Origin of the sequence: Loktanella sp. DJP18 (genome assembly GCF_049310965.1) — a bacterium.
Taxonomy (GTDB): Bacteria; Pseudomonadota; Alphaproteobacteria; order Rhodobacterales; family Rhodobacteraceae; genus Loktanella.
On record NZ_JBMERN010000013.1, the window covers coordinates 50266 to 75125 of the forward strand.

A 24860-nucleotide genomic window follows, 5' to 3' on the forward strand; every position below is an offset into this window, starting at 1 on the left:
TTTTTTAGGTTTAGGGATATTTGATGCTGAGAGACTTACTGAAGGCAGATGAAATCCAGTCAGGGGTTTCCGCTCAGGAAATAGTAGATATCGCAATTTCCAACATCGGCATCGACTGGACAATCGATGGGTGCACCGATTTCGTTTGGGGGGTCTCCAACCTCGCCGGTGCTCCGTTCTTCGATTTGAAGGACAACACCATCGGCGGCGACCCGGCTCAACCGCAGGATATCACCTACATTGTACCGCACTCGCCGGGCATCAAGTCTGGCACCGACGACGTGGCAGGCGATGGCTGGAAGTCGATCTTCGTAGGGACCTCGGCCAGCGCTATGACGGCAGCTCTGCGACCGGGCGACGTGGTGCGGGTCTACACGGCGGGCAACGCTGCGGAGGAATCGCTGTTGCCTGGTGGAGGCTATGGCGCGCATTCGTTCGTTGTCGCCTCGGTCACCGAGGCGGGCGTCGAGGTGGTGGATAACTGGAACACCGCCGGGATCGTGCGGCATTCGCTCGACGACATCACGGCAGCATTCGCGCCGGGCGGTCAGTTCGAGGCGGCGTTCGTGTCGAGGCTGGATGATGTGTACATCGCTGCGACCTTCGAGAACGACCTAGGAGGAAACGGGTTCGGATCGTTCTCAGGGCTCGTCGATTCGGGTGGGAGCCATTCTACACCGGTCGACGGAGGGGGCACACCGAGATCAATTTCCCTGCGCGACAGCTTCCAATTGAACCAAACGGAAAGCGGTCCGCAATGGTATAGTAAACTCGTGCCGTTATCAGACTCGAACTTTCTTGCCGTTTGGCGTTCTACGGACGCTCCGGGCGGGACCTACGCCCGGCTCATGAATAGCGACGGGCCATTGACCGACGAAATCGCTGTCTCTGAAAGAGACTCTGATTTTGGGCTTTTCAAGTTGACGTCTGGAGACATTGCGCTTGTTCACACAAGCGCTGAATACTTTAGACCAGTCGTTTACATTACTATGATTAGGTTAGACGAAGAGACAGCACAAATTTCGGCCGACACGGTCTCAACTAGAATTGATTCTGACGGAACAATGGGAATTGATCGTCTGAACGTGAATGATCAGGTCTCATTGGGCTTGCAAGACGGCGGCCTTACTCTCATTCTGACAGAGACGACTGAAGAAGACTTCATATTCTTGAAGTTTGATCAGGATGGAGCGCTTGAAATCGAGGCGCGCCTTGATTTGAAGGTGCAAAAGACGTCAGATATCCCAAATGGATTTCTGATAGCGACAGAGCTATCTTCGGGCGACCTGATGTTACTTTGGGGTGAGGCAACAGGAGATCCATTTGATCACGACCCGGTGCGGTACTACGCCCAAACTCTTTCGATATTAGGCGAACCTGTTGGCGATCCAGTTTTAATAACGGACAAAGGTGCGCGTTTTGCGATAGGCTTGGAAGTGCTGAACATGGAAGATGGCACTCTTTTTGTGTCATGGCGAGAGCGTGATCCCGATACCACGACATACACTCTGTCGGGGAAATTCATTAATTCCGACGGTTCTATGGTTCCTGGACCGCCCGCGCTAAGCATAGATAATGTCGGAGGCGAGCCAAGTCTTGAAGTAATAGACGGTGGTGTCCTGTTGTTCTACGGCCAAAGGGAGGCAGGCTTCGGTTCGGTTATAACTCAGAAGGCAGCGTTTTATGGGGCAGATGGGACGGTTGCTCAAGTCTCCGATGATGTTGGCGTTCAATTTGGGCAAAGGCCGGACCTCATTCGTCTTGAGACGGGAGAGTTCGTGGTCGCCAGCGAGTTCAGGCGAACTGAGCAACTTCCAGGTGAGGACTCTTTTGATCTAATTGAAGTCGGTGTTTCTGTCTTTTCGATTTCCACCTCGGATGGACCAAATGACCCGCCCGTCGCATCAGGAGATACCCATAAAACGTATTCGACTCTCGATTCGATTCCGCTTGCCAACCTTTTTGCGCTGACCGATCCAGATGGCGCAGACGACATAGTTTCGATCGAAATCTCCGACAACACGCCCGGAAGCGACGGTGGAGTATTCCTTAGCAATCCACTTTTCGGGTCACCTTTTATCGTGACGCGTCCAATGTCGGAGCCATACCGGATCAACATCACGCCCGAAGACCTGAAATACTGGTTCTATCAGCCCAACACCTTTGGCACTAACGCGATCCAGATCGAGGCAACTGATCGCGAAGGTAATGTCAGCAACCCACTGATTGTTAATCTCAGCTTTACTGACGAAACGTCCTCGATAGGTTCGGCTCCTATTATTACAGGCCCGACCCTGATCGAGCTTGATGCACAGGGATCGGGCGGGATTACTTCGATCATCTTCGACAGCTCGGTCATTAATGTCTCTGATGTGGACAGCGACGTCTCATACATCCGCTTCTATGATACCACGCCGGGAGAAGACGGCGGCTACCTCGCGCTGGACGGTGTGCGGATCACAGGCACTTTCCAAGATGTCGGTCTGAATGGACTTGATAGGATTTCCTACGTAGCCGGACAAAATCAGGGCTTTAATGATATTGCCATTGAGGCATTTGACGCTGAGGGCAACGACAGCAACGACCTACTTGTTCGGATTAATGTCATAGAACCGGCTCCTGAGAATCGTGCGCCAGATGTCGCGCCACGGATGCTGCCCGGCGTAATCGAAAGGGGACAGGCCGTCCGGCTTGATCAGTTGTTTGCCGTAAGTGACCCCGATGGCAACTCGGACATCTCCTCGATTCGAGTGAGCGTGGACCAAAATGCAATTTTGCGTCTGGATGATTCTGAAACAGTCAGAACTGTTTTTAACTTTGATGAGTTTGGTCGTCTTACGGTAGTGCCGATTGGCCAGGCATCGCAATTTACGGTCGAGGCAAGCGACGGATTATTATCCGACACAGCAAGTCTGACGTTGTCAGTCGGCGAGCTTCAGTATGCTAACAATTTAGAACTTGAATATTTTTCTCGCCAGTCGGCGTACGGAGATGGACCCGTTGCACAGATTGGTGAAAACGGGATCGTCGGACACAACGGGCAAATACTAATTGATGGTTGGACCGTCAAACATGAGTTTGTCCAAAATACTTTCCGCGCCATTGTGCTTGAGAAGGCCGGTTATGCACCGGTCCTTGCATTCAGGGGAACTGATGCAATCATATCTGATTGGATCGAGAATGGCCCAATTGATGGAGTAGGCTACCGCGAAATTAAGGCCGCATGGGACGATAATATTAGGTCTTCCGACGGCGGTCCGGGTTTCCATGATTGGCTCGTTGAAAATCGTAACGCCAGCATTTCCGGTCATAGCCAAGGCGGATCTCAAGCGCAACTTGCCATCGAATTCATGATCGGGGAAAATGTTCGCCCGACCGGATACCTTACGACGTTCAACACGGCGGGAATCAACAAAGGCAGTGACGCGACCGACTACGGTAGCCTTCAGGGGGTTGTCCATTTCGTCTCAGCGGGAGACATCGTCAGTCAAGTCGGTAATCGATTCACGCCAGGCGAAGTAGTCTATTACGATATGGACAGCGTCGCGCCTGATGGAAATGCCACTGATCTACTTGCGCGCGCGCATACAGGCCACTGGTCACAGCCTGAACTTTATAGCCGGGCATGGGTAAACGACGTGCCAGTTCTCGACGAGTATCCAGAAATTTATTACGCGGCGACACCGAACACGACAGAAGTCCTCGGAAGTCCGTTCTTCAGCCATGGTGCCATACGATCTGGTGTCGATAGCGAGTACCATCAACTCTACTCGCTTATGTTGGGCGCGGCGTTCGCGTCTGGACCCGGAGCGGTCGTGGCCGTTCCATTTGTGACAGCCCTCTTTGCCAATCGTGCATCGACCGAAGAGACACGATCAACAGCTGGAAACCTCCTTTCATCTCTCATCGAGACCGCAGGGGTGCTTGGACAGAATGCTAAAAATGTCCTCCAGTGGCTTGAGAATGACGCCGACAATCAGATCGCGTCGATTGCGAATCTTTCCGACAGCACTTCGTTGGCTGAGGTAGTAGCTGCAGACAGAGTCATCTACCAAGTTAACGAATCCTTCGTTCCGTTTGACGTTCCTAACGGACAGGATGCGTTGTTTGTCGGGCAAGTAGATAACTTGAACGGACTTAGAATATCTTCGTTTGACTCACGATCAGCGTTCCTCATCCAAGATCCGAACATTAATTTTCAGAATATCAATATTCGTAAGGGCTCGGCAATTATTGAGATCGATGAGGATCTCGACGGAATAGTCGACGCTACGATTACGTTGGAGGGCAACTTTCGACTGGCAAGCTTCACCGGAACACAAACTGGATACGGGCTGGAGTTAAATTATCTTGGCAACGCAATACCTGAAGCAATTAAGGACGCATTCACTACTTCAGAATCTACTGCATTCATAACTCGAGATGTGCTTCTGAACGACACCGATGGTGACGGCGATGAGTTGAACATCGTCGGCCTGGACCTGACCGGAACGCTCGGGATCGTGACCGACAACGGTGATGGAACTTTCGGCTACGATCCGAACGGTGCCTTTGACAGCTTGCTCAATGGTGAAACGGCCGCAGACACGTTTGTCTACTTGGTCTCTGACGGAACCGAAACGGTTTGCGGTGAAGTTACCATAACTATCACGGGTGAGGGTACACCGGCGTCTATCCTGAACCCGATTAATGGCACGACCGGCAGCGACAGCATTGTTGGAACAGATCAGGCCGACGATATCGACGCGATGTCTGGTGATGATGTTGTCGCTTCTCGGGGAGGCGCTGATATTATATCACTCGGCTCAGGTGCCGATATATTGGTTGGTAGTGCGTCAGATCATTTTGGCGACACCGTTCGAGACTTCAATGGGCAAGACAGCATTATTTTTGAAGGGGTCAGATTCGCACGATCAGATATGACCGTGAGCGGTGATCCGACCGTATTGGGTATAGATATAGACCAAGACGGTAACGCTGATGGCTCCATGACTTTGCTTGGTGATTTTTCTTCAGGAGATTTTATGGCTGTAGCGTTTGAAGAGGATACGACACTAAGCTTCGAGACATTTCTGCCTGAACTACAAGAACGGCAAGCCGTCGACCCAGAACTTGTCAATGGGATCATTAATCAGAATTTTTTGAAAGGCGATGGCTCGACTGATTTTAAGGTCACATTGCGGGATATGGGTTTTGCTGGCTACAATAATGTAGTCGGCGTTTATGAAATCAATGCAAGCGGCAACATCGTTGATGCTCGCATTCTTTTTAAGAATGCTAATTCTGATAAAGTGGCAGAAACTGGTATCACAGATGTAGAAGCGGACAATAAATTAGGGTTTTTCATCGTTCAAGACGCCGCCCTTTGGGCGACGACACTGGTTTCGACCGACACGCTTAGTTTTATAAATAGTTCTGGGGCAGCGGCAACCATCGCAGATGGTAAGGATATCTCAATCGCAGTGAATGGCACTGCTGTTGATGAAATGGTATTCCACAGCTTTGCAGAAGATATGAACTCTGACGGCGTGCAGCATGCCTTGTCAGGCGTTGATGTCGGTGGAGAATCTATCTCCATTGGCTTTGAGGACCTGACAGGCGGCGGTGATCTGGACTATGAGGACGTGGTCTTCCGTGTAGAATTGGTAGATAACTTCGTGTTTGTTTGAGGTCTTTGCCCGAAACAATTGAGGTCAAGAAGGCTTTCTATGGGAGTGTCATAAACTCTGCGCATCTGGGCTGGCCCATATTGAACCCGAAGATCACCGACCTCGAACCTGCAGATTTTTGTTATGGGCGGCGGGCAGGTCACGGCGTTAGTCCGGGCAGCAGGGTGACGCTACCGCTTCAAAGCCCATACCCCTCCCCGATCCCGCGGCTCAACTCGCGCTCGATCTCCAACGCCTTCACCCGTTCGTCCTTGATCTCGTTGGCGCGTGCGTTGGCCGGCCCTGCGATGTCATCGAAGTCACAGCCAAAGCGATCGGCTGCGGCATCGACCTGTGAGATCAGCGCCTGCTGCCGCTCCTCACTGAGATCCCCGTTGTCGAGCTCGCGGCTGTCCTGCCAAGCGCGGGCGATCTGCTCGATGAACTGCGCGCGCTCGGCTTCCAGTGCCGCCAGCCGTTCCGCTTCACGCGCCTGCGTCCTCTCCTCCGCCAAGGCCCGCTGCCGCTCGGCCTCCTTCCCTTGGTACGCCCGGCTGAAGCTCGCAGCGAAGTCCTTCGCCCCTGCCCCAGAAAACAATACCCGCGCGGCTTCAGTCGCCGCATTCAAGCGACTGGCGTCGGCCTCACGGGCTGCCGTGTAGATGTTGTGGGCCTCAACCATGCGTTCCAGCAGATCGGCCATGAGGCTGCGCTGCTGGCGGACCCCGTGCACCTGCGCCCCGCGCTGGGTGACGGGCGTGTAGTCCGTGCCATCACGTTCAGCCACGCGCCGGGCCTTGCGCTCCATGGCGTTGGCTGCCGGTCCCAGCTTGATCTCAGGGTCACGGTCCAGCGTCATGGCGACCAGCTCTTCGCCGCGCTCCAGCGCCGCCTCGCGCTGATCCTCCAGTGAGCGGTGATCGACCCGCACCTCAAGGCCAGCGCGTTCCAAGGCATGGTTCTGCATCTGCGCCCAGAGGCCGCGCATGTCCTCGATCTCGGCGCCGCCGGTCTTGGCCGCATCCAGGATGCGGGTCTTGTCGGTCAGACCGTCCGCTGACAGGACACGCGTGGTGGTCAGGATGTGGGCGTGGTGGTTGCGCTGATCGCCTTCGCGGTGCGGGGCGTGCAAGGCCACATCCGCTGCGATGCCGTAGCGGTCGACCAGCGCCTGGGCGAAGTCTCGCGCCAAGGCGGCCCGACCTGCGGCGGACAGCTCCGACGGCAGGGCGAGCTCCCACTCGCGGGCGATGACGGAGTTCTTGCGGGTCTCGCGCGCCTCGGCCGCGTTCCACAGACCGGCGCGATCGGAGGCCCATTCGGGGGCGCCGGTAGGCACGAGGATGAAAGCATCCTCGATACCCTGCTTGCGGGTATAATCATGCACCCGGCCCTCCCGCTCGCAGGACAGGCACTCGCCCGCCCGGTAGGCCGCAGCGGCCGTCGCCGTACGCCCAACGCTGCGCTTCACAGTCTTGACGCTGAGGTGGTAGCTCGCCATGCGCCCTACCCCTCCAGCAGACCGGGACAGGCGGCGGACACCAGCCCGCCGCGGCCTGCCAACACACAACGCAAACCCCGGCACCAGCCACAGGGATGCGGGGTGCGTGGCCCGGTCTGTCGCCCGGCGCGCCGCGCCCCGCAACGCGGAGCGGGCCGGGCGACAGGAGGCAGCAGCGTAGGCGTCCATCCGGACGGCAAGCCGCTGCCTGCCCCGTCGCATCCCTCACTCTGACCGGCCGCACCTGGGCGGTCAGAGTGAGGGACAGACAGGACCGTTTGCCGGACAAGCGCAGCGCGGCAAACGTGGCGAGGAACCGGGCCACAAGGCTCGCTGTTCCGACGCCTCCGGGCTGACGAAGCTGTCAGCAGACCCGGCACCCGCAAGGTGCCACGGTCGCACTGGCGGCGCGTCAGCCCGGCACGCCATCCAATCGCGCAGGTTGGTCTGGGAAGGTTTGGAAGGGGCGATGCGCCCTTCCATTCCAATGTGCATAGCTTCATTGGACGGGGACGCTGTCGGCGGGGGCTCTGCCCCGGTGAGACCGCACGCAAACTTGGCAAGGAACGCAGTGACGGACAAGTTTGCATAAGTGCGCCATTCAATCCTATCGGCTTTCATGGTAGCCCTCCCTCAACGTAGCGCACCACCCCCTCAAAAGGAACCCCGTCATGGCCGACCCTAATCTGGAAAAGCTCGAACGCCAGTACGAACAAGCCAAGGCACGACTTCAATCCGCACGCGCCCGAAAGGCGACACAGGACCGCAAGATCGATGCCCGGCGCAAGATTGTCCTCGGCGGTGCCCTCATCGAACGGGCCAGCCGCGATCCCGATGTGACCCGGTTGCTGAAGTCCCTGGTGGAAGGTCTCGCTCGTGCTCAGGACCGCAAGGCCTTCGAGGGATGGTCTCCCCCAGCTTCGGAGGCAGACAGAGACATCGACACTGTCCTGAACGGAGGTGGAGGCGCGGACAGTGCCGGTGCCCACAGGGGCGATGTCGAGGGGGCGCATGCTGACGATCCGTCGCGAACATCGGACCCTGCAACGGCCAGCAATCTGAATGCCGCGCAAAGTGTCCGGATGGAGAAACCGTCATGAGCGACATCACCGATGCCGAGCCGGACCAGACACCGGAGACCATGCCCAGTTTACGGGATATTTTCTACAAGGAGATCACGACCAACGGTGGTGACAGCGCCGCGGCCTTCATTGAGATCTTGGATGAACTGGACAGCCGCACCGGGGTGACGGACCAGCTGATCGAGCAGGTCAGCCAGAACTTCGATCTGCTCGTGAAATGGCTGATCACGGTAGATGGACGGCTGAAGAATATTCCAGACGACATTGAGACAAGCACACAGGGCGCCACTGACAGCCTGAGCGCCGCAGCAGAGCGTGGGGCAGCCACAGGGGCCAAGCAGGGCACTGCACCCTCACACGACGCCCTGGAGGCCCTCAGGGTGGCCGTGAAGGACTACGCAGCCCGTGAGGCCGTCATCAAGCAGCGCGCCGCTGTAGGGCTGCCCCTCGTCTTTGGCGCAGGTCTCATTGTAGCTCTATTCCTCGGCAGCGTCCTCATCCCCGCCCTGCCCCAGCACTGGCAATGGCCCTGCAAGATCATCGGGGCAGAGTTCAGGCCAAACATCGATCCAGACAGGACGACGACGTTCTGCGTGATCGTCAGGGAGTGAGACATGGCTTTTCTGGGCTCTCAGCATCTTCGGTGCGTCTGTTCTGACAGGTCGCTTCGAGGTGAAAAATGGGCTGATCTTGGCCACGCCCGATCAAGCTGGGTGTTATATATGTGTTAGAGTCTGTGTTACGCGAATCAGTGAGGTTGTTAACCAATTGATTTAATGTCTTTAATCAGCCTGTTTTTTGGCTCCCGGTGGGTGATATTACGAAAGACGGTGGGTGATATTACGAAAGACGGTGGGTGATATTACGAAAGCGTTCCGGTGGGTGATATTACGAACCGCTTGCATCGGTGGGTGATATTACGAATATTGTAGGCATGGTGGGTGATATTACGAAACAGGACAGGACGCCTCTGCTTCCCTTGCGACACGCGCAGGGAGACTTTTTTGTTTGCGATATTTTCGATGCCGCACCTAAGGGTGACATGGCTTCCATGGCGTACCCCATCTTCACCCTTTCGACTAAGCCGGACACAAAAAAACGGCGTTACGTGGCCACCGACGGCAAGAGCTACGTCGAAGTCCGACCAAACATGATCGGTCTCGCCACAGTTCATGACCGCGACGTGCTGATCTATTGCATTTCGCAGGTCATGTCGGCACTGAACGATGGGAAGCAGGTCCATCGGACCTTGCGATTCAAGGCATACGATCTGCTCGTTGCAACCAACCGGCCCGTCGCCGGAACCGGCTACATCGGCCTCAAGGCCGCGCTGGAGCGGTTACAGGGAACCCAGATCGAGACGAACATCACCACAGGCGGTGTCGAACAGATTGACGGTTTCAGCCTGATTGATCGCTACCGGATCGTGCGTGAAACCCGTGACGGCCGGATGCTCGACCTCGAAGTCACCCTCTCGGATTGGGTCTTTAACGCGATTGCCGGTGATGATGTTCTGACACTGAACCGTCGCTATTTTCAGCTCCGCAAACCTCTGGAACGCCGTCTGTATGAGCTGGCTCGCAAGCAATGCGGAACCCAGCCGGAATGGAAATGCGGTCTTGAAAAGCTACAGGGCCGCACCGGCTCGACATCGTCGGACAAGGAGTTCCGGCGTCTCGTAAAAGCGATCTGCAAGGCCGATGAGGAACATAATCACATGCCGGATTATGCTTTCCGACTGCAAGCCGACATATTGACGGTCACGCCGAAGCGCGAGTTTCTTGATACCTATGCGGCGAAACCCCAACAGGATCGGTTGACCGGCGGCTATATCCTGCCCCTCTCGCCTGATACCCTCGAACGGGCGCGGGAGCTGGCCCCGACATGGGACATCAAGGTTCTTGTCGGGGAATGGCGAACCTACGCAGCAAGGCAGAAAGAGCCTCCGAAGAACCCGGACGCCGCATTCCTCGGGTTCTGCAAGATTTGGTATAAGAAACGTGGCCGCAGCGGGTGGTAGAGTAAATACTCAAAAACTCATTTACTCAAATACTCAATCCATAATTTACGGGTGATGCTGGATATGGTTTGGCCTTCTTCCGCCGCCCGCCCCTTGATGCGACGGTAGAGCGAGTCCTCGATCTCCGCGTTCAGACGGCGCTTTTTCTCGTTGGTTTCGGTCACATCGTTCAGGAGCTTGGACTTGATCTCGTCACGCTGGCTTGGGCGTTTACTGGAGAGTGCCATCATGCACCCTCCGCGTGGACGAAGGCGAGAATTTCGTCCGTAAGGGCGTTCATCTCCGCCAGTGCATCGGCGTTCCTGCCGTCGAAAACCGTACCCCCTTCGCTTGCTGTCTGGGGATAGACCTGTCGCTGCGTGATATGTGTAGTGAACACACCCAAACCCTGTTCCGCGAGTGCCCTGCCTATCTCGTCGCCAAGACGTGTTCCAGCGATTGCGCGGCTGATGATGAACCGGGCCGCAGGTTTGCCGTCTGTCACTTCCTGACGGGCCTTGATGAACTCCACCAAGTCCGACGCGGCCCAAAGATCATAAGGGCTTGGTGTGACCGGAACGAACACAAAATCGGCGATCTTGATGCTTGCGGCGATCATGTCCTCCAGCTTAGCTGCGCCATCCATTATGACAAAATCGTAGGCGGCAGCGACATCCGACAGGCTTTTGACGTTGTTTGCCCGATCCAGGGCGACGAGGGGGAGGGGATTCTCTTCGTTGGCCGCGTGCCAGTCGCGGGCGCTGCCCTGCGGATCGGAATCGACTATCAGAACTTTGTGGCCGCGTTCATGCAGCGAACGGGCAAGATTCGTGGCAATGGTAGTTTTTCCGCTGCCGCCCTTGGGATTCAGTATCGCGATAATCGGCAAGTTAGTCACCTTGTGTAAATGAGTTTTTACTCAAATGAGTATATACTCATTTCTGGATGGCGCAATTACCGTTTTGGCAGAAGGCCTACAGCCGGTCCTTCAGCCGTCGCATAAAATCCATCCGCTCGTGTAGGATGGCGATAATGACCGGCCGATCTCCGTCCAGCCAGAAGATGTAGTGGTGCTCGCAGCGATGGATCCGAATACCGTTCGGCAGTCCGTCGAGTGTCTTTGATTGCGCATGTTTGCGTCCAACGGCTTCGCAACACGCCTCAATCCGGTCAAAGTATGTCTCGGCCCGCTTGAAGCCCCAAGTCTCGTAAGTATAGCGCCAGATGCCGCGCAAATCCTCTTCGGCGGCAAGCGTGAGGTCATGGAACTGCATGTGGGCGGCTATCGACCGGCCTGTTCGTGCGCTTCGCGCCGGATGTCGGCCATCGACTTCGTGGAAAGTCCGCCGCGCCGCGCCTGCTCGATCCGGGGACGGAGAAAGTCGGACAAGGCGGCAACCGCCTCGTCTTCGCTCAAGTTATCCAGGGCAGGGGCATCGCCAAGGGTGCGCTTTAGCACATAGTCCTTGATGCTCTCGCCTTTCAGCGCAGCGATGGCCTTCAGCTTCTGATGTTCTTCTAGAGTGAGATCGATCGAGAGTCTGGGCATACTCAGAAGGTAGCATAACATGACCAACAAAACAACATTTGTTGTCTAGAAAATTGACAAACGGTAGTGTCGTTAAGTCCGAACGATAACGAATTGAGCAGGGCAGGGCGCAGCCTTTACCTGAGCGCCGCAAAGTGTCCCGCTAAAATGCAGAAGCACGGCTCACGCCTCAAACATGTCCAATTGCTGCGGCTCGACCCAATACCCGCGCCGGCGCTTGGCGGCTTCCAGCACGATGAGCGCCCCCACGGCAAGGTCCTCGCTGTCAAACCACTCCATGCAGACCTTGCCGCCCTGGCCGATCCGGCCCCACTCGCGGTACAGGGTCCAGGCCCCGAACAGGTTCGGCAGCACCAGCATGCGATAGTACCGGGCCTGATTGGTCGCCGCGTCACGCTTTTCGAGGTAGGTTTGCATGGGTCAGAGGTGATACTTGCGAGCGATATCGAGCGCCTCGGCCTGTTCGGTGCCGATGTACTCCTTGGTACTCTCGATGCTGACGTGTCCCAGCAGGAGCTGGGCGGCACGCAGGTTGCCGGTTTGCTGGTGGATGTACGTCGGGAAGGTCCGGCGCAACGAGTGCAGCCCGTAAAGGGCGGGATCGAGCCGGGCCCGGACCAGCCAGCCTTTGAACAGGCGCCAGAGCTGGCTTTCGCTCAGATGACTGTTGGACCACCGCACGCCCTGTCCGGTGAAGAGCCAACCGTGCAGCGGCCGCTCGCTGACCGCGAGATAGACCCGCAGGCTGTCGCGCGTCACGGCCGACAGCCGGGCCTGCACCGGACGGGCATTCCGGGTCTCGGTCTTCTTCTGGCGGATCTCGACAATCTCGCGCACGCCGAGCGGGGTGGCCACATCGGCCACCCGCAGGCGCACCAGGTCGGAGCCCCGGAAGCAGGTATCGAGGCCAACGTTGAACAGCGCCAAGTCGCGCACCGCCGCCGGCTGGGTCCGGCTGTCCTGCCGCAACAGCAGGCGGATCAGGCTGACCTCGTCGGGGGTGAGGGGGGGCTTCTTGCCCACCACCTTGCCGCGGTTCCAGGCCGGTTTCGGAGGGGGTATCATGAGGCCGATCCTTGCAGGCTATACACTCACCATGGCGGCAAAGCGTGCATGCTGGAAGAAGCAAAGTGCGAAGAACCTATGAAACCCCTACTTTACAAGGCTGCAGCCCACTGGTCGCCATGCGAGCTAATAGTCAAAAGCTTGCATAAAGATCCTGAAGGAGGATACTGGAAAGCTAGACGCAGCAGGTACGCAATTTCGACCTTTCGCATTTGCACTCAACCGGTTCGATCCGACGCAAACGGCCCTAGGCGTCTGACCGCCCAAACGGCTAAGACTCGTCAAAAATCCCAATCTCAGCCTTAGAATTCCATTCTAACCCCGCCGTCAGGCGCGTTTCCACACGCTCTGGAGCGTTTCGGGTAGAAATTTAAAGCGCCTATATTGAGCGCGTTGGCCATCAATCCATCAAACACGTAGCTACCAACTACACCTGCCGGTTGAAACACAGATGGGCAGGTCTAACAGGCTGCTGAAATAGTCCCGCCTCGACAGTAAATTGAGAACATGATTCACTCTCCGCACGGCAATGTCGGGGGTGAAGATGCGCGGGACAGACGAGACGAGCGGGTCGCTGTTTAGCTATGTCGATCTCGAGGAGCGCATCCCTGCCAAGCATCCGCTGCGCAAGATCCGGCAAGTGGTCAATGACGCCCTGGCCAGCCTCGATGACGAGTTTGCCTCACTCTATGTCGACTTCGGCCGTCCTTCTATCGCACCTGAGCGGCTGATCCGGGCCAGCTTGATCCAGATCCTGTTCTCGGTTCGGTCCGAGCGCCAGTTGATGGAGCAGATGCAATACAACCTGATGTTTCGCTGGTTTGTCGGCCTTGGTATCGACGCCCCGGTTTGGGTCCCCACAGTGTTCACCAAAAACCGCGACCGACTTCTGACGACGGACATATCGCGCAAGGTGATGGCGGCAATTCTGGCACACCGCGAGGTGGCACCGCTGTTATCGGATGAGCATTTCTCGGTCGATGGGACATTGATCAAGGCATGGGCTTCAATGAAAAGTTTCCAGCCGAAGGCGGGCGTCACGCCACCCGACGATCAAGGACCGGATGATCCGCCAACGTCCACCATCGCCCCTGACAACCAACCCACCCAATCTGAGCCCGAGACCGAACCGATGCCCCGCCCCCATCACCGCAACCGGAATGCCGAGGTCGACTTCAAGGGCGAGAAGCGCTCGAACGCTACCCACGCGTCAACCACGGATTCGGAGGCACGCCTCTACAAGAAATCGCCCGGCGCCGGCGCGACACTGTGCTTCATGGGCCATGCGCTGATGGAGAACCGCCACGGTCTGGTTGTTCAGGGCGACTTGACGCAGGCAGACGGCCATGCCGAGCGGCGTGCCGCCCTGGACATGGTGCATCGCCACTCTCCCGGATCAACCCGGCGGCTGACGCTTGGGGCGGACAAGGGGTATGACGCTGCCGAGTTCGTCTCTGACCTCAGGGAGGCCTGCGTCACACCGCATGTCGCGCAGAAATCGCGATACTCAGCGATCGACAGGCGCACGACCAGACATCAGGGCTACGCCTTGTCGATCAAGCACCGAAAGCGGATCGAGGAAGCCTTCGGTTGGGCCAAGACCGTCGGCGGCATGGCGCAAACCGTCTATCGGGGCGTCGAACGGGTGCGATCCCGCTTCATCCTGACGATGGCCGCCAATAACCTGGCCCGACTGCCCAGATTACTGGGAACATGAGGCGGAAGACGACTGAATGGGGGTTGAAAGTTTCGGACCCTTGTTGACGAGCGAAGCGCGCAATCACCCCACAGGCAGATCAACGTTCCCGCGCATCGACTAATTCAGCGGCCTGCTAAAATGCTTGACCTGACACCTTCAACCGAACGAAAATTCATTGAAATCGATAATTTTTTAGGTTTAGGGATATTTGATGCTGAGAGACTTACTGAAGGCAGATGAAATCCAGTCAGGGGTTTCCGCTCAGGAAATAGTAGATATCGCAATTTCCAACATCGGCATCGACTGGACAATCGATGGGTGCACCGATTTCGTTTGGGGGGTCTCCAACCTCGCCGGTGCTCCGTTCTTCGATTTGAAGGACAACACCATCGGCGGCGACCCGGCTCAACCGCAGGATATCACCTACATTGTACCGCACTCGCCGGGCATCAAGTCTGGCACCGACGACGTGGCAGGCGATGGCTGGAAGTCGATCTTCGTAGGGACCTCGGCCAGCGCTATGACGGCAGCTCTGCGACCGGGCGACGTGGTGCGGGTCTACACGGCGGGCAACGCTGCGGAGGAATCGCTGTTGCCTGGTGGAGGCTATGGCGCGCATTCGTTCGTTGTCGCCTCGGTCACCGAGGCGGGCGTCGAGGTGGTGGATAACTGGAACACCGCCGGGATCGTGCGGCATTCGCTCGACGACATCACGGCAGCATTCGCGCCGGGCGGTCAGTTCGAGGCGGCGTTCGTGTCGAGGCTGGATGATGTGTACATCGCTGCGACCTTCGAGAACGACCTAGGAGGAAACGGGTTCGGATCGTTCTCAGGGCTCGTCGATTCGGGTGGGAGCCATTCTACACCGGTCGACGGAGGGGGCACACCGAGATCAATTTCCCTGCGCGACAGCTTCCAATTGAACCAAACGGAAAGCGGTCCGCAATGGTATAGTAAACTCGTGCCGTTATCAGACTCGAACTTTCTTGCCGTTTGGCGTTCTACGGACGCTCCGGGCGGGACCTACGCCCGGCTCATGAATAGCGACGGGCCATTGACCGACGAAATCGCTGTCTCTGAAAGAGACTCTGATTTTGGGCTTTTCAAGTTGACGTCTGGAGACATTGCGCTTGTTCACACAAGCGCTGAATACTTTAGACCAGTCGTTTACATTACTATGATTAGGTTAGACGAAGAGACAGCACAAATTTCGGCCGACACGGTCTCAACTAGAATTGATTCTGACGGAACAATGGGAATTGATCGTCTGAACGTGAATGATCAGGTCTCATTGGGCTTGCAAGACGGCGGCCTTACTCTCATTCTGACAGAGACGACTGAAGAAGACTTCATATTCTTGAAGTTTGATCAGGATGGAGCGCTTGAAATCGAGGCGCGCCTTGATTTGAAGGTGCAAAAGACGTCAGATATCCCAAATGGATTTCTGATAGCGACAGAGCTATCTTCGGGCGACCTGATGTTACTTTGGGGTGAGGCAACAGGAGATCCATTTGATCACGACCCGGTGCGGTACTACGCCCAAACTCTTTCGATATTAGGCGAACCTGTTGGCGATCCAGTTTTAATAACGGACAAAGGTGCGCGTTTTGCGATAGGCTTGGAAGTGCTGAACATGGAAGATGGCACTCTTTTTGTGTCATGGCGAGAGCGTGATCCCGATACCACGACATACACTCTGTCGGGGAAATTCATTAATTCCGACGGTTCTATGGTTCCTGGACCGCCCGCGCTAAGCATAGATAATGTCGGAGGCGAGCCAAGTCTTGAAGTAATAGACGGTGGTGTCCTGTTGTTCTACGGCCAAAGGGAGGCAGGCTTCGGTTCGGTTATAACTCAGAAGGCAGCGTTTTATGGGGCAGATGGGACGGTTGCTCAAGTCTCCGATGATGTTGGCGTTCAATTTGGGCAAAGGCCGGACCTCATTCGTCTTGAGACGGGAGAGTTCGTGGTCGCCAGCGAGTTCAGGCGAACTGAGCAACTTCCAGGTGAGGACTCTTTTGATCTAATTGAAGTCGGTGTTTCTGTCTTTTCGATTTCCACCTCGGATGGACCAAATGACCCGCCCGTCGCATCAGGAGATACCCATAAAACGTATTCGACTCTCGATTCGATTCCGCTTGCCAACCTTTTTGCGCTGACCGATCCAGATGGCGCAGACGACATAGTTTCGATCGAAATCTCCGACAACACGCCCGGAAGCGACGGTGGAGTATTCCTTAGCAATCCACTTTTCGGGTCACCTTTTATCGTGACGCGTCCAATGTCGGAGCCATACCGGATCAACATCACGCCCGAAGACCTGAAATACTGGTTCTATCAGCCCAACACCTTTGGCACTAACGCGATCCAGATCGAGGCAACTGATCGCGAAGGTAATGTCAGCAACCCACTGATTGTTAATCTCAGCTTTACTGACGAAACGTCCTCGATAGGTTCGGCTCCTATTATTACAGGCCCGACCCTGATCGAGCTTGATGCACAGGGATCGGGCGGGATTACTTCGATCATCTTCGACAGCTCGGTCATTAATGTCTCTGATGTGGACAGCGACGTCTCATACATCCGCTTCTATGATACCACGCCGGGAGAAGACGGCGGCTACCTCGCGCTGGACGGTGTGCGGATCACAGGCACTTTCCAAGATGTCGGTCTGAATGGACTTGATAGGATTTCCTACGTAGCCGGACAAAATCAGGGCTTTAATGATATTGCCATTGAGGCATTTGACGCTGAGGGCAACGACAGCAACGACCTACTTGTTCGGATTAATGTCATAGAACCGGCTCCTGAGAATCGTGCGCCAGATGTCGCGCCACGGATGCTGCCCGGCGTAATCGAAAGGGGACAGGCCGTCCGGCTTGATCAGTTGTTTGCCGTAAGTGACCCCGATGGCAACTCGGACATCTCCTCGATTCGAGTGAGCGTGGACCAAAATGCAATTTTGCGTCTGGATGATTCTGAAACAGTCAGAACTGTTTTTAACTTTGATGAGTTTGGTCGTCTTACGGTAGTGCCGATTGGCCAGGCATCGCAATTTACGGTCGAGGCAAGCGACGGATTATTATCCGACACAGCAAGTCTGACGTTGTCAGTCGGCGAGCTTCAGTATGCTAACAATTTAGAACTTGAATATTTTTCTCGCCAGTCGGCGTACGGAGATGGACCCGTTGCACAGATTGGTGAAAACGGGATCGTCGGACACAACGGGCAAATACTAATTGATGGTTGGACCGTCAAACATGAGTTTGTCCAAAATACTTTCCGCGCCATTGTGCTTGAGAAGGCCGGTTATGCACCGGTCCTTGCATTCAGGGGAACTGATGCAATCATATCTGATTGGATCGAGAATGGCCCAATTGATGGAGTAGGCTACCGCGAAATTAAGGCCGCATGGGACGATAATATTAGGTCTTCCGACGGCGGTCCGGGTTTCCATGATTGGCTCGTTGAAAATCGTAACGCCAGCATTTCCGGTCATAGCCAAGGCGGATCTCAAGCGCAACTTGCCATCGAATTCATGATCGGGGAAAATGTTCGCCCGACCGGATACCTTACGACGTTCAACACGGCGGGAATCAACAAAGGCAGTGACGCGACCGACTACGGTAGCCTTCAGGGGGTTGTCCATTTCGTCTCAGCGGGAGACATCGTCAGTCAAGTCGGTAATCGATTCACGCCAGGCGAAGTAGTCTATTACGATATGGACAGCGTCGCGCCTGATGGAAATGCCACTGATCTACTTGCGCGCGCGCATACAGGCCACTGGTCACAGCCTGAACTTTATAGCCGGGCATGGGTAAACGACGTGCCAGTTCTCGACGAGTATCCAGAAATTTATTACGCGGCGACACCGAACACGACAGAAGTCCTCGGAAGTCCGTTCTTCAGCCATGGTGCCATACGATCTGGTGTCGATAGCGAGTACCATCAACTCTACTCGCTTATGTTGGGCGCGGCGTTCGCGTCTGGACCCGGAGCGGTCGTGGCCGTTCCATTTGTGACAGCCCTCTTTGCCAATCGTGCATCGACCGAAGAGACACGATCAACAGCTGGAAACCTCCTTTCATCTCTCATCGAGACCGCAGGGGTGCTTGGACAGAATGCTAAAAATGTCCTCCAGTGGCTTGAGAATGACGCCGACAATCAGATCGCGTCGATTGCGAATCTTTCCGACAGCACTTCGTTGGCTGAGGTAGTAGCTGCAGACAGAGTCATCTACCAAGTTAACGAATCCTTCGTTCCGTTTGACGTTCCTAACGGACAGGATGCGTTGTTTGTCGGGCAAGTAGATAACTTGAACGGACTTAGAATATCTTCGTTTGACTCACGATCAGCGTTCCTCATCCAAGATCCGAACATTAATTTTCAGAATATCAATATTCGTAAGGGCTCGGCAATTATTGAGATCGATGAGGATCTCGACGGAATAGTCGACGCTACGATTACGTTGGAGGGCAACTTTCGACTGGCAAGCTTCACCGGAACACAAACTGGATACGGGCTGGAGTTAAATTATCTTGGCAACGCAATACCTGAAGCAATTAAGGACGCATTCACTACTTCAGAATCTACTGCATTCATAACTCGAGATGTGCTTCTGAACGACACCGATGGTGACGGCGATGAGTTGAACATCGTCGGCCTGGACCTGACCGGAACGCTCGGGATCGTGACCGACAACGGTGATGGAACTTTCGGCTACGATCCGAACGGTGCCTTTGACAGCTTGCTCAATGGTGAAACGGCCGCAGACACGTTTGTCTACTTGGTCTCTGACGGAACCGAAACGGTTTGCGGTGAAGTTACCATAACTATCACGGGTGAGGGTACACCGGCGTCTATCCTGAACCCGATTAATGGCACGACCGGCAGCGACAGCATTGTTGGAACAGATCAGGCCGACGATATCGACGCGATGTCTGGTGATGATGTTGTCGCTTCTCGGGGAGGCGCTGATATTATATCACTCGGCTCAGGTGCCGATATATTGGTTGGTAGTGCGTCAGATCATTTTGGCGACACCGTTCGAGACTTCAATGGGCAAGACAGCATTATTTTTGAAGGGGTCAGATTCGCACGATCAGATATGACCGTGAGCGGTGATCCGACCGTATTGGGTATAGATATAGACCAAGACGGTAACGCTGATGGCTCCATGACTTTGCTTGGTGATTTTTCTTCAGGAGATTTTATGGCTGTAGCGTTTGAAGAGGATACGACACTAAGCTTCGAGACATTTCTGCCTGAACTACAAGAACGGCAAGCCGTCGACCCAGAACTTGTCAATGGGATCATTAATCAGAATTTTTTGAAAGGCGATGGCTCGACTGATTTTAAGGTCACATTGCGGGATATGGGTTTTGCTGGCTACAATAATGTAGTCGGCGTTTATGAAATCAATGCAAGCGGCAACATCGTTGATGCTCGCATTCTTTTTAAGAATGCTAATTCTGATAAAGTGGCAGAAACTGGTATCACAGATGTAGAAGCGGACAATAAATTAGGGTTTTTCATCGTTCAAGACGCCGCCCTTTGGGCGACGACACTGGTTTCGACCGACACGCTTAGTTTTATAAATAGTTCTGGGGCAGCGGCAACCATCGCAGATGGTAAGGATATCTCAATCGCAGTGAATGGCACTGCTGTTGATGAAATGGTATTCCACAGCTTTGCAGAAGATATGAACTCTGACGGCGTGCAGCATGCCTTGTCAGGCGTTGATGTCGGTGGAGAATCTATCTCCATTGGCTTTGAGGACCTGACAGGCGGCGGTGATCTGGACTATGAGGACGTGGTCTTCCGTGTAGAATTGGTAGATAACTTCGTGTTTGTTTGAGGTCTTTGCCCGAAACAATTGAGGTCAAGAAGGCTTTCTATGGGAGTGTCATAAACTCTGCGCATCTGGGCTGGCCCATATTGAACCCGAAGATCACCGACCTCGAACCTGCAGATTTTTGTTATGGGCGGCGGGCAGGTCACGGCGTTAGTCCGGGCAGCAGGGTGACGCTACCGCTTCAAAGCCCATACCCCTCCCCGATCCCGCGGCTCAACTCGCGCTCGATCTCCAACGCCTTCACCCGTTCGTCCTTGATCTCGTTGGCGCGTGCGTTGGCCGGCCCTGCGATGTCATCGAAGTCACAGCCAAAGCGATCGGCTGCGGCATCGACCTGTGAGATCAGCGCCTGCTGCCGCTCCTCACTGAGATCCCCGTTGTCGAGCTCGCGGCTGTCCTGCCAAGCGCGGGCGATCTGCTCGATGAACTGCGCGCGCTCGGCTTCCAGTGCCGCCAGCCGTTCCGCTTCACGCGCCTGCGTCCTCTCCTCCGCCAAGGCCCGCTGCCGCTCGGCCTCCTTCCCTTGGTACGCCCGGCTGAAGCTCGCAGCGAAGTCCTTCGCCCCTGCCCCAGAAAACAATACCCGCGCGGCTTCAGTCGCCGCATTCAAGCGACTGGCGTCGGCCTCACGGGCTGCCGTGTAGATGTTGTGGGCCTCAACCATGCGTTCCAGCAGATCGGCCATGAGGCTGCGCTGCTGGCGGACCCCGTGCACCTGCGCCCCGCGCTGGGTGACGGGCGTGTAGTCCGTGCCATCACGTTCAGCCACGCGCCGGGCCTTGCGCTCCATGGCGTTGGCTGCCGGTCCCAGCTTGATCTCAGGGTCACGGTCCAGCGTCATGGCGACCAGCTCTTCGCCGCGCTCCAGCGCCGCCTCGCGCTGATCCTCCAGTGAGCGGTGATCGACCCGCACCTCAAGGCCAGCGCGTTCCAAGGCATGGTTCTGCATCTGCGCCCAGAGGCCGCGCATGTCCTCGATCTCGGCGCCGCCGGTCTTGGCCGCATCCAGGATGCGGGTCTTGTCGGTCAGACCGTCCGCTGACAGGACACGCGTGGTGGTCAGGATGTGGGCGTGGTGGTTGCGCTGATCGCCTTCGCGGTGCGGGGCGTGCAAGGCCACATCCGCTGCGATGCCGTAGCGGTCGACCAGCGCCTGGGCGAAGTCTCGCGCCAAGGCGGCCCGACCTGCGGCGGACAGCTCCGACGGCAGGGCGAGCTCCCACTCGCGGGCGATGACGGAGTTCTTGCGGGTCTCGCGCGCCTCGGCCGCGTTCCACAGACCGGCGCGATCGGAGGCCCATTCGGGGGCGCCGGTAGGCACGAGGATGAAAGCATCCTCGATACCCTGCTTGCGGGTATAATCATGCACCCGGCCCTCCCGCTCGCAGGACAGGCACTCGCCCGCCCGGTAGGCCGCAGCGGCCGTCGCCGTACGCCCAACGCTGCGCTTCACAGTCTTGACGCTGAGGTGGTAGCTCGCCATGCGCCCTACCCCTCCAGCAGACCGGGACAGGCGGCGGACACCAGCCCGCCGCGGCCTGCCAACACACAACGCAAACCCCGGCACCAGCCACAGGGATGCGGGGTGCGTGGCCCGGTCTGTCGCCCGGCGCGCCGCGCCCCGCAACGCGGAGCGGGCCGGGCGACAGGAGGCAGCAGCGTAGGCGTCCATCCGGACGGCAAGCCGCTGCCTGCCCCGTCGCATCCCTCACTCTGACCGGCCGCACCTGGGCGGTCAGAGTGAGGGACAGACAGGACCGTTTGCCGGACAAGCGCAGCGCGGCAAACGTGGCGAGGAACCGGGCCACAAGGCTCGCTGTTCCGACGCCTCCGGGCTGACGAAGCTGTCAGCAGACCCGGCACCCGCAAGGTGCCACGGTCGCACTGGCGGCGCGTCAGCCCGGCACGCCATCCAATCGCGCAGGTTGGTCTGGGAAGGTTTGGAAGGGGCGATGCGCCCTTCCATTCCAATGTGCATAGCTTCATTGGACGGGGACGCTGTCGGCGGGGGCTCTGCCCCGGTGAGACCGCACGCAAACTTGGGAGGAAACGTAGTGACGGACAAGTTTGCATAAGTGCGCCATTCAATCTTATCAGCTTTCATGGTAGCCCTTCCTCAACGTAGCGCACCACCCCTCAAAAGGAACCCCGTCATGGCCGACCCCAATCTGGAAAAGCTCGAACGCCAGTACGAACAGGCCAAGGCACGGCTGCAATCCGCTCGCGCCCGAAAGGCAACGCAGGACCGCAAGGTCGATGCCCGGCGCAAGATTATTCTGGGCGGTGCTCTTATCGAACGGGCCAGCCGCGATCCCGATGTGACCAGACTGCTGAAGTCCCTGGTGGAGGGGCTCGCCCGCGCCCAGGACCGCAAGGCCTTCGATGGATGGTCTCCCCCTGCCCCGGAGGCAGACAGAAACATCGACAATGTCCTGAACGGAGGCGGAGGCGCGGACAGTGCCGGTGCCCACAGGGGCGATGTCGAGGGGGCGCATGCTGATGATCCGTCGCGTACATCGGACCCCGCAACGGCCCGCGATCTGAATGCTGCGCAAAGCGTCCAGTTGGATAAACCGTCATGAGCGACAGCACCGATGCACAGCCGGACCAGACACCGGACTCCTTGCCCAGCCTACGGGATATCTTCCACAAGGAGATCACGACCAACGGCGGCGACAGCGCCGCGGCCTTCATTGAGATCCTCGATGAATTGGACAGCCGCACCGGGGTGACGGACCAGCTGATCGAAGAGGTCAGCAGGAACTTCGATGTGCTCGTGAAATGGCTCGCAATCACGGATGATCGGGTGAAAAAGATCCCGGGAGACGTTGAGACAGGCATACAGCGCGCCACAGACAACCTGAGCGCCGCAGCAGAGCAGGGGGCTGCCACAGGGGCCAAGCAGGGCGCTGCACCCTCACACGACGCCTTGGAGGCCCTCAGGGTGGCCGTGAAGGGCTACACAGCCCGTGAGGCATGGATCAAGCGGCGCGCTGCTGTAGGGCTGCCCCTCGTTTTGGGCGCAGGTCTCATTGCAGCCCTGCTCCTTGGTAGCGTCCTCATCCCCGCGCTGCCCCAGCACTGGCAATGGCCATGCAAGATCATCGGGGCAGAGTTCAGGTCTAGTATCGATCCCGACAGCCTGACGACGTTCTGCGTGATCGTCAGGGAGTGAGCGGTAACTTCTGACTTCTCAGCATCTTCGGCTCGTTTCCGTTGAGAGGCCGGTTTGAGGTGGAAAACGGGCTGATCCCGGTCACGCTCGTTCAGGCTGGGTGTTATATATGTGTTAGAGTCTGTGTTACGCGCAAAAAACGTCCTTCAAAGCCTTGATAATAAAAAGTTATTATCAAGGCCCGTGTGTAGAGTCACAAAAGACCGTGTGTGAAATCACGAATGTGCCCGCATGGTGGGTGAAATCACGAAAGACAATCGGTCCCCTCTCCTTCCTGATCGTCAAGATCAAAAGGATTTCTTCGTCTGCGATATCTTCGATGCAGTTCCGAAGGGTGACATGGCTTCAATGGCCCACCCGATTTTCTCGCTCTCGACCAAGCCTGATCATCAGGTCCGTCACTACGAGGATGAGAGCGGCAAAAATTACGTAGAGATCCGCCCCTCCTCTGACGGACTCGCCACGATCCATGATCGCGACGTCCTAATTTATTGCATCAGCCAAGTAATCGCGGCGCTCAACGAGGGCAGACAAGTACAGCGCGTGGTACGGCTAAAGGCTTATGATATGCTCAAGGCGACGAACCGTGTAACTGATGGCCGCGGCTACAAGGGTCTACGTGCGGCACTTGTCCGCCTTCAAGGCACGCAGATCGAAACGAACATCAGCACGGGTGGGACTGAACAACTCGACATATTCAGCATCATCGACCGTGCCCGAATAGTGCGGGAAACCCGCGATGGCAGAATGCAGGAAATCGAGATCGAACTGTCAGACTGGGTATTCAATGCCATTCGGGCGCACGAAGTCCTGACCTTGCACCGAAATTACTTCCGTTTACGCAAACCGCTGGAGCGACGCCTCTACGAGCTGGCGCGCAAACACTGCGGAAGGCAGACGCAGTGGCGCATCGGCCTCCCTGCCCTTCAGCGGAAGTGTGGATCGACCTCGACCACGCGCGAGTTCCGTCGTCTAGTCGGTGCGATTGTGGAGCAGGACGAAGCGCACCATCATATACCCGATTATGCGATCCGACTGGATGGCGAGATGGTCATCTTTGAGAACCGTGGAACAATGGATGCTCTCGCCAGCGACGTTGTAGGCGATACGATTAGGCTCGGTTTCGATGCCCATCAGCGCGCCCGCGACGCTGCACCTGGCTGGGACGTGCACTATCTAGAGCAAGCCTGGCGAAGCTGGATGGCAGACGGCGGTCTCGATGCACCACGCGATCCGGACAAGGCTTTCGTCGGGTTCTGCGCCAAGTGGTTCGAGAAACGCGGCCGAC

Annotated in this window: 17 protein-coding genes; 9 read left to right on the forward strand and 8 right to left on the reverse strand. The window is 56.6% G+C overall.

Annotation, left to right across the window (positions count from 1 at the left end; genetic code table 11):
• Nucleotides 1–23: 23 nt before the first annotated feature.
• Nucleotides 24–5669, forward strand: coding sequence for a cadherin-like domain-containing protein (locus ACOI1H_RS06020; protein ID WP_422435897.1), 5646 nt, complete (start codon nucleotides 24–26; stop codon nucleotides 5667–5669).
• A 178-nt stretch (nucleotides 5670–5847) separates the two neighbouring features.
• Here the strand turns inward: ACOI1H_RS06020 and mobQ (ACOI1H_RS06025) are convergent, their stop codons facing one another.
• Nucleotides 5848–7149, reverse strand: coding sequence for a MobQ family relaxase (gene mobQ / locus ACOI1H_RS06025; protein ID WP_422435898.1), 1302 nt, complete (start codon nucleotides 7147–7149; stop codon nucleotides 5848–5850).
• Nucleotides 7150–7820: 671 nt separating this feature from the next.
• Here mobQ (ACOI1H_RS06025) and ACOI1H_RS06030 point away from each other — a divergent pair.
• The 3 genes from ACOI1H_RS06030 to ACOI1H_RS06040 all read left to right on the forward strand — a co-directional run bounded on the left by ACOI1H_RS06030 (nucleotide 7821) and on the right by ACOI1H_RS06040 (nucleotide 10251).
• Nucleotides 7821–8249, forward strand: a complete 429-nt coding sequence (locus ACOI1H_RS06030) for a hypothetical protein (RefSeq protein ID WP_422435883.1) — start codon at nucleotides 7821–7823, stop codon at nucleotides 8247–8249.
• Nucleotides 8246–8842 carry a hypothetical protein gene (locus ACOI1H_RS06035; protein WP_422435885.1) on the forward strand — a complete coding sequence of 199 codons (597 nt, stop codon included), beginning with the start codon at nucleotides 8246–8248 and terminating at the stop codon, nucleotides 8840–8842. Before ACOI1H_RS06030 ends, ACOI1H_RS06035 begins: the two co-directional genes overlap by 4 nt.
• Nucleotides 8843–9165: 323 nt before the next feature.
• Nucleotides 9166–10251 (forward strand): replication initiator protein A, encoded by a 1086-nt coding sequence (locus ACOI1H_RS06040; RefSeq protein WP_422435905.1) that lies wholly within the window; start codon nucleotides 9166–9168, stop codon nucleotides 10249–10251.
• Between the two features lie 17 nt (nucleotides 10252–10268).
• On the opposite strand, the gene ACOI1H_RS06045 is transcribed toward ACOI1H_RS06040, so the two are convergent.
• The 6 genes from ACOI1H_RS06045 to ACOI1H_RS06070 all read right to left on the reverse strand — a co-directional run bounded on the left by ACOI1H_RS06045 (nucleotide 10269) and on the right by ACOI1H_RS06070 (nucleotide 12844).
• Entirely contained in the window at nucleotides 10269–10481 is a 213-nt protein-coding gene (locus ACOI1H_RS06045; RefSeq protein WP_411724340.1) for a hypothetical protein, read from the reverse strand.
• Nucleotides 10478–11119, reverse strand: a complete 642-nt coding sequence (gene parA / locus ACOI1H_RS06050; RefSeq protein ID WP_422435887.1) for a ParA family partition ATPase — start codon at nucleotides 11117–11119, stop codon at nucleotides 10478–10480. Before parA ends, ACOI1H_RS06045 begins: the two co-directional genes overlap by 4 nt.
• Nucleotides 11120–11204: 85 nt before the next feature.
• Entirely contained in the window at nucleotides 11205–11504 is a 300-nt protein-coding gene (locus tag ACOI1H_RS06055; protein ID WP_422435888.1) for a type II toxin-antitoxin system RelE/ParE family toxin, read from the reverse strand.
• 8 nt (nucleotides 11505–11512) lie between these two features.
• The gene (locus tag ACOI1H_RS06060) at nucleotides 11513–11779 is read right to left on the reverse strand and encodes an antitoxin (protein WP_422435890.1); all 267 of its coding nucleotides are present in this window, start codon (nucleotides 11777–11779) and stop codon (nucleotides 11513–11515) included.
• Between the two features lie 162 nt (nucleotides 11780–11941).
• The gene (locus ACOI1H_RS06065) at nucleotides 11942–12196 is read right to left on the reverse strand and encodes a WGR domain-containing protein (protein WP_422435892.1); all 255 of its coding nucleotides are present in this window, start codon (nucleotides 12194–12196) and stop codon (nucleotides 11942–11944) included.
• Nucleotides 12197–12199: 3 nt separating this feature from the next.
• Entirely contained in the window at nucleotides 12200–12844 is a 645-nt protein-coding gene (locus tag ACOI1H_RS06070; protein WP_422435894.1) for a tyrosine-type recombinase/integrase, read from the reverse strand.
• A 544-nt stretch (nucleotides 12845–13388) separates the two neighbouring features.
• Between ACOI1H_RS06070 and ACOI1H_RS06075 the strand changes: the two genes are divergently transcribed.
• A complete protein-coding gene (locus ACOI1H_RS06075) occupies nucleotides 13389–14561 on the forward strand; it encodes an IS5 family transposase (RefSeq protein ID WP_422435896.1) in 1173 nt (390 codons plus the stop codon).
• Nucleotides 14562–14754: 193 nt separating this feature from the next.
• Nucleotides 14755–20400, forward strand: a complete 5646-nt coding sequence (locus ACOI1H_RS06080) for a cadherin-like domain-containing protein (RefSeq protein WP_422435897.1) — start codon at nucleotides 14755–14757, stop codon at nucleotides 20398–20400.
• A 178-nt stretch (nucleotides 20401–20578) separates the two neighbouring features.
• Here the strand turns inward: ACOI1H_RS06080 and mobQ (ACOI1H_RS06085) are convergent, their stop codons facing one another.
• Complete coding sequence (gene mobQ / locus ACOI1H_RS06085; protein ID WP_422435898.1) at nucleotides 20579–21880, reverse strand: MobQ family relaxase; 1302 nt, start codon at nucleotides 21878–21880, stop codon at nucleotides 20579–20581.
• A gap of 670 nt (nucleotides 21881–22550) precedes the next feature.
• Between mobQ (ACOI1H_RS06085) and ACOI1H_RS06090 the strand changes: the two genes are divergently transcribed.
• The 3 genes from ACOI1H_RS06090 to ACOI1H_RS06100 all read left to right on the forward strand — a co-directional run.
• Complete coding sequence (locus ACOI1H_RS06090) at nucleotides 22551–22979, forward strand: hypothetical protein (RefSeq protein ID WP_422435900.1); 429 nt, start codon at nucleotides 22551–22553, stop codon at nucleotides 22977–22979.
• Entirely contained in the window at nucleotides 22976–23572 is a 597-nt protein-coding gene (locus tag ACOI1H_RS06095) for a hypothetical protein (RefSeq protein ID WP_422435901.1), read from the forward strand. The genes ACOI1H_RS06090 and ACOI1H_RS06095 overlap by 4 nt, the downstream gene beginning before the upstream one ends.
• A gap of 231 nt (nucleotides 23573–23803) precedes the next feature.
• Nucleotides 23804–24860, forward strand: a 1057-nt coding sequence (locus tag ACOI1H_RS06100; RefSeq protein WP_422435902.1) for a replication initiator protein A, incomplete at its 3' end; no start/stop codon positions are given.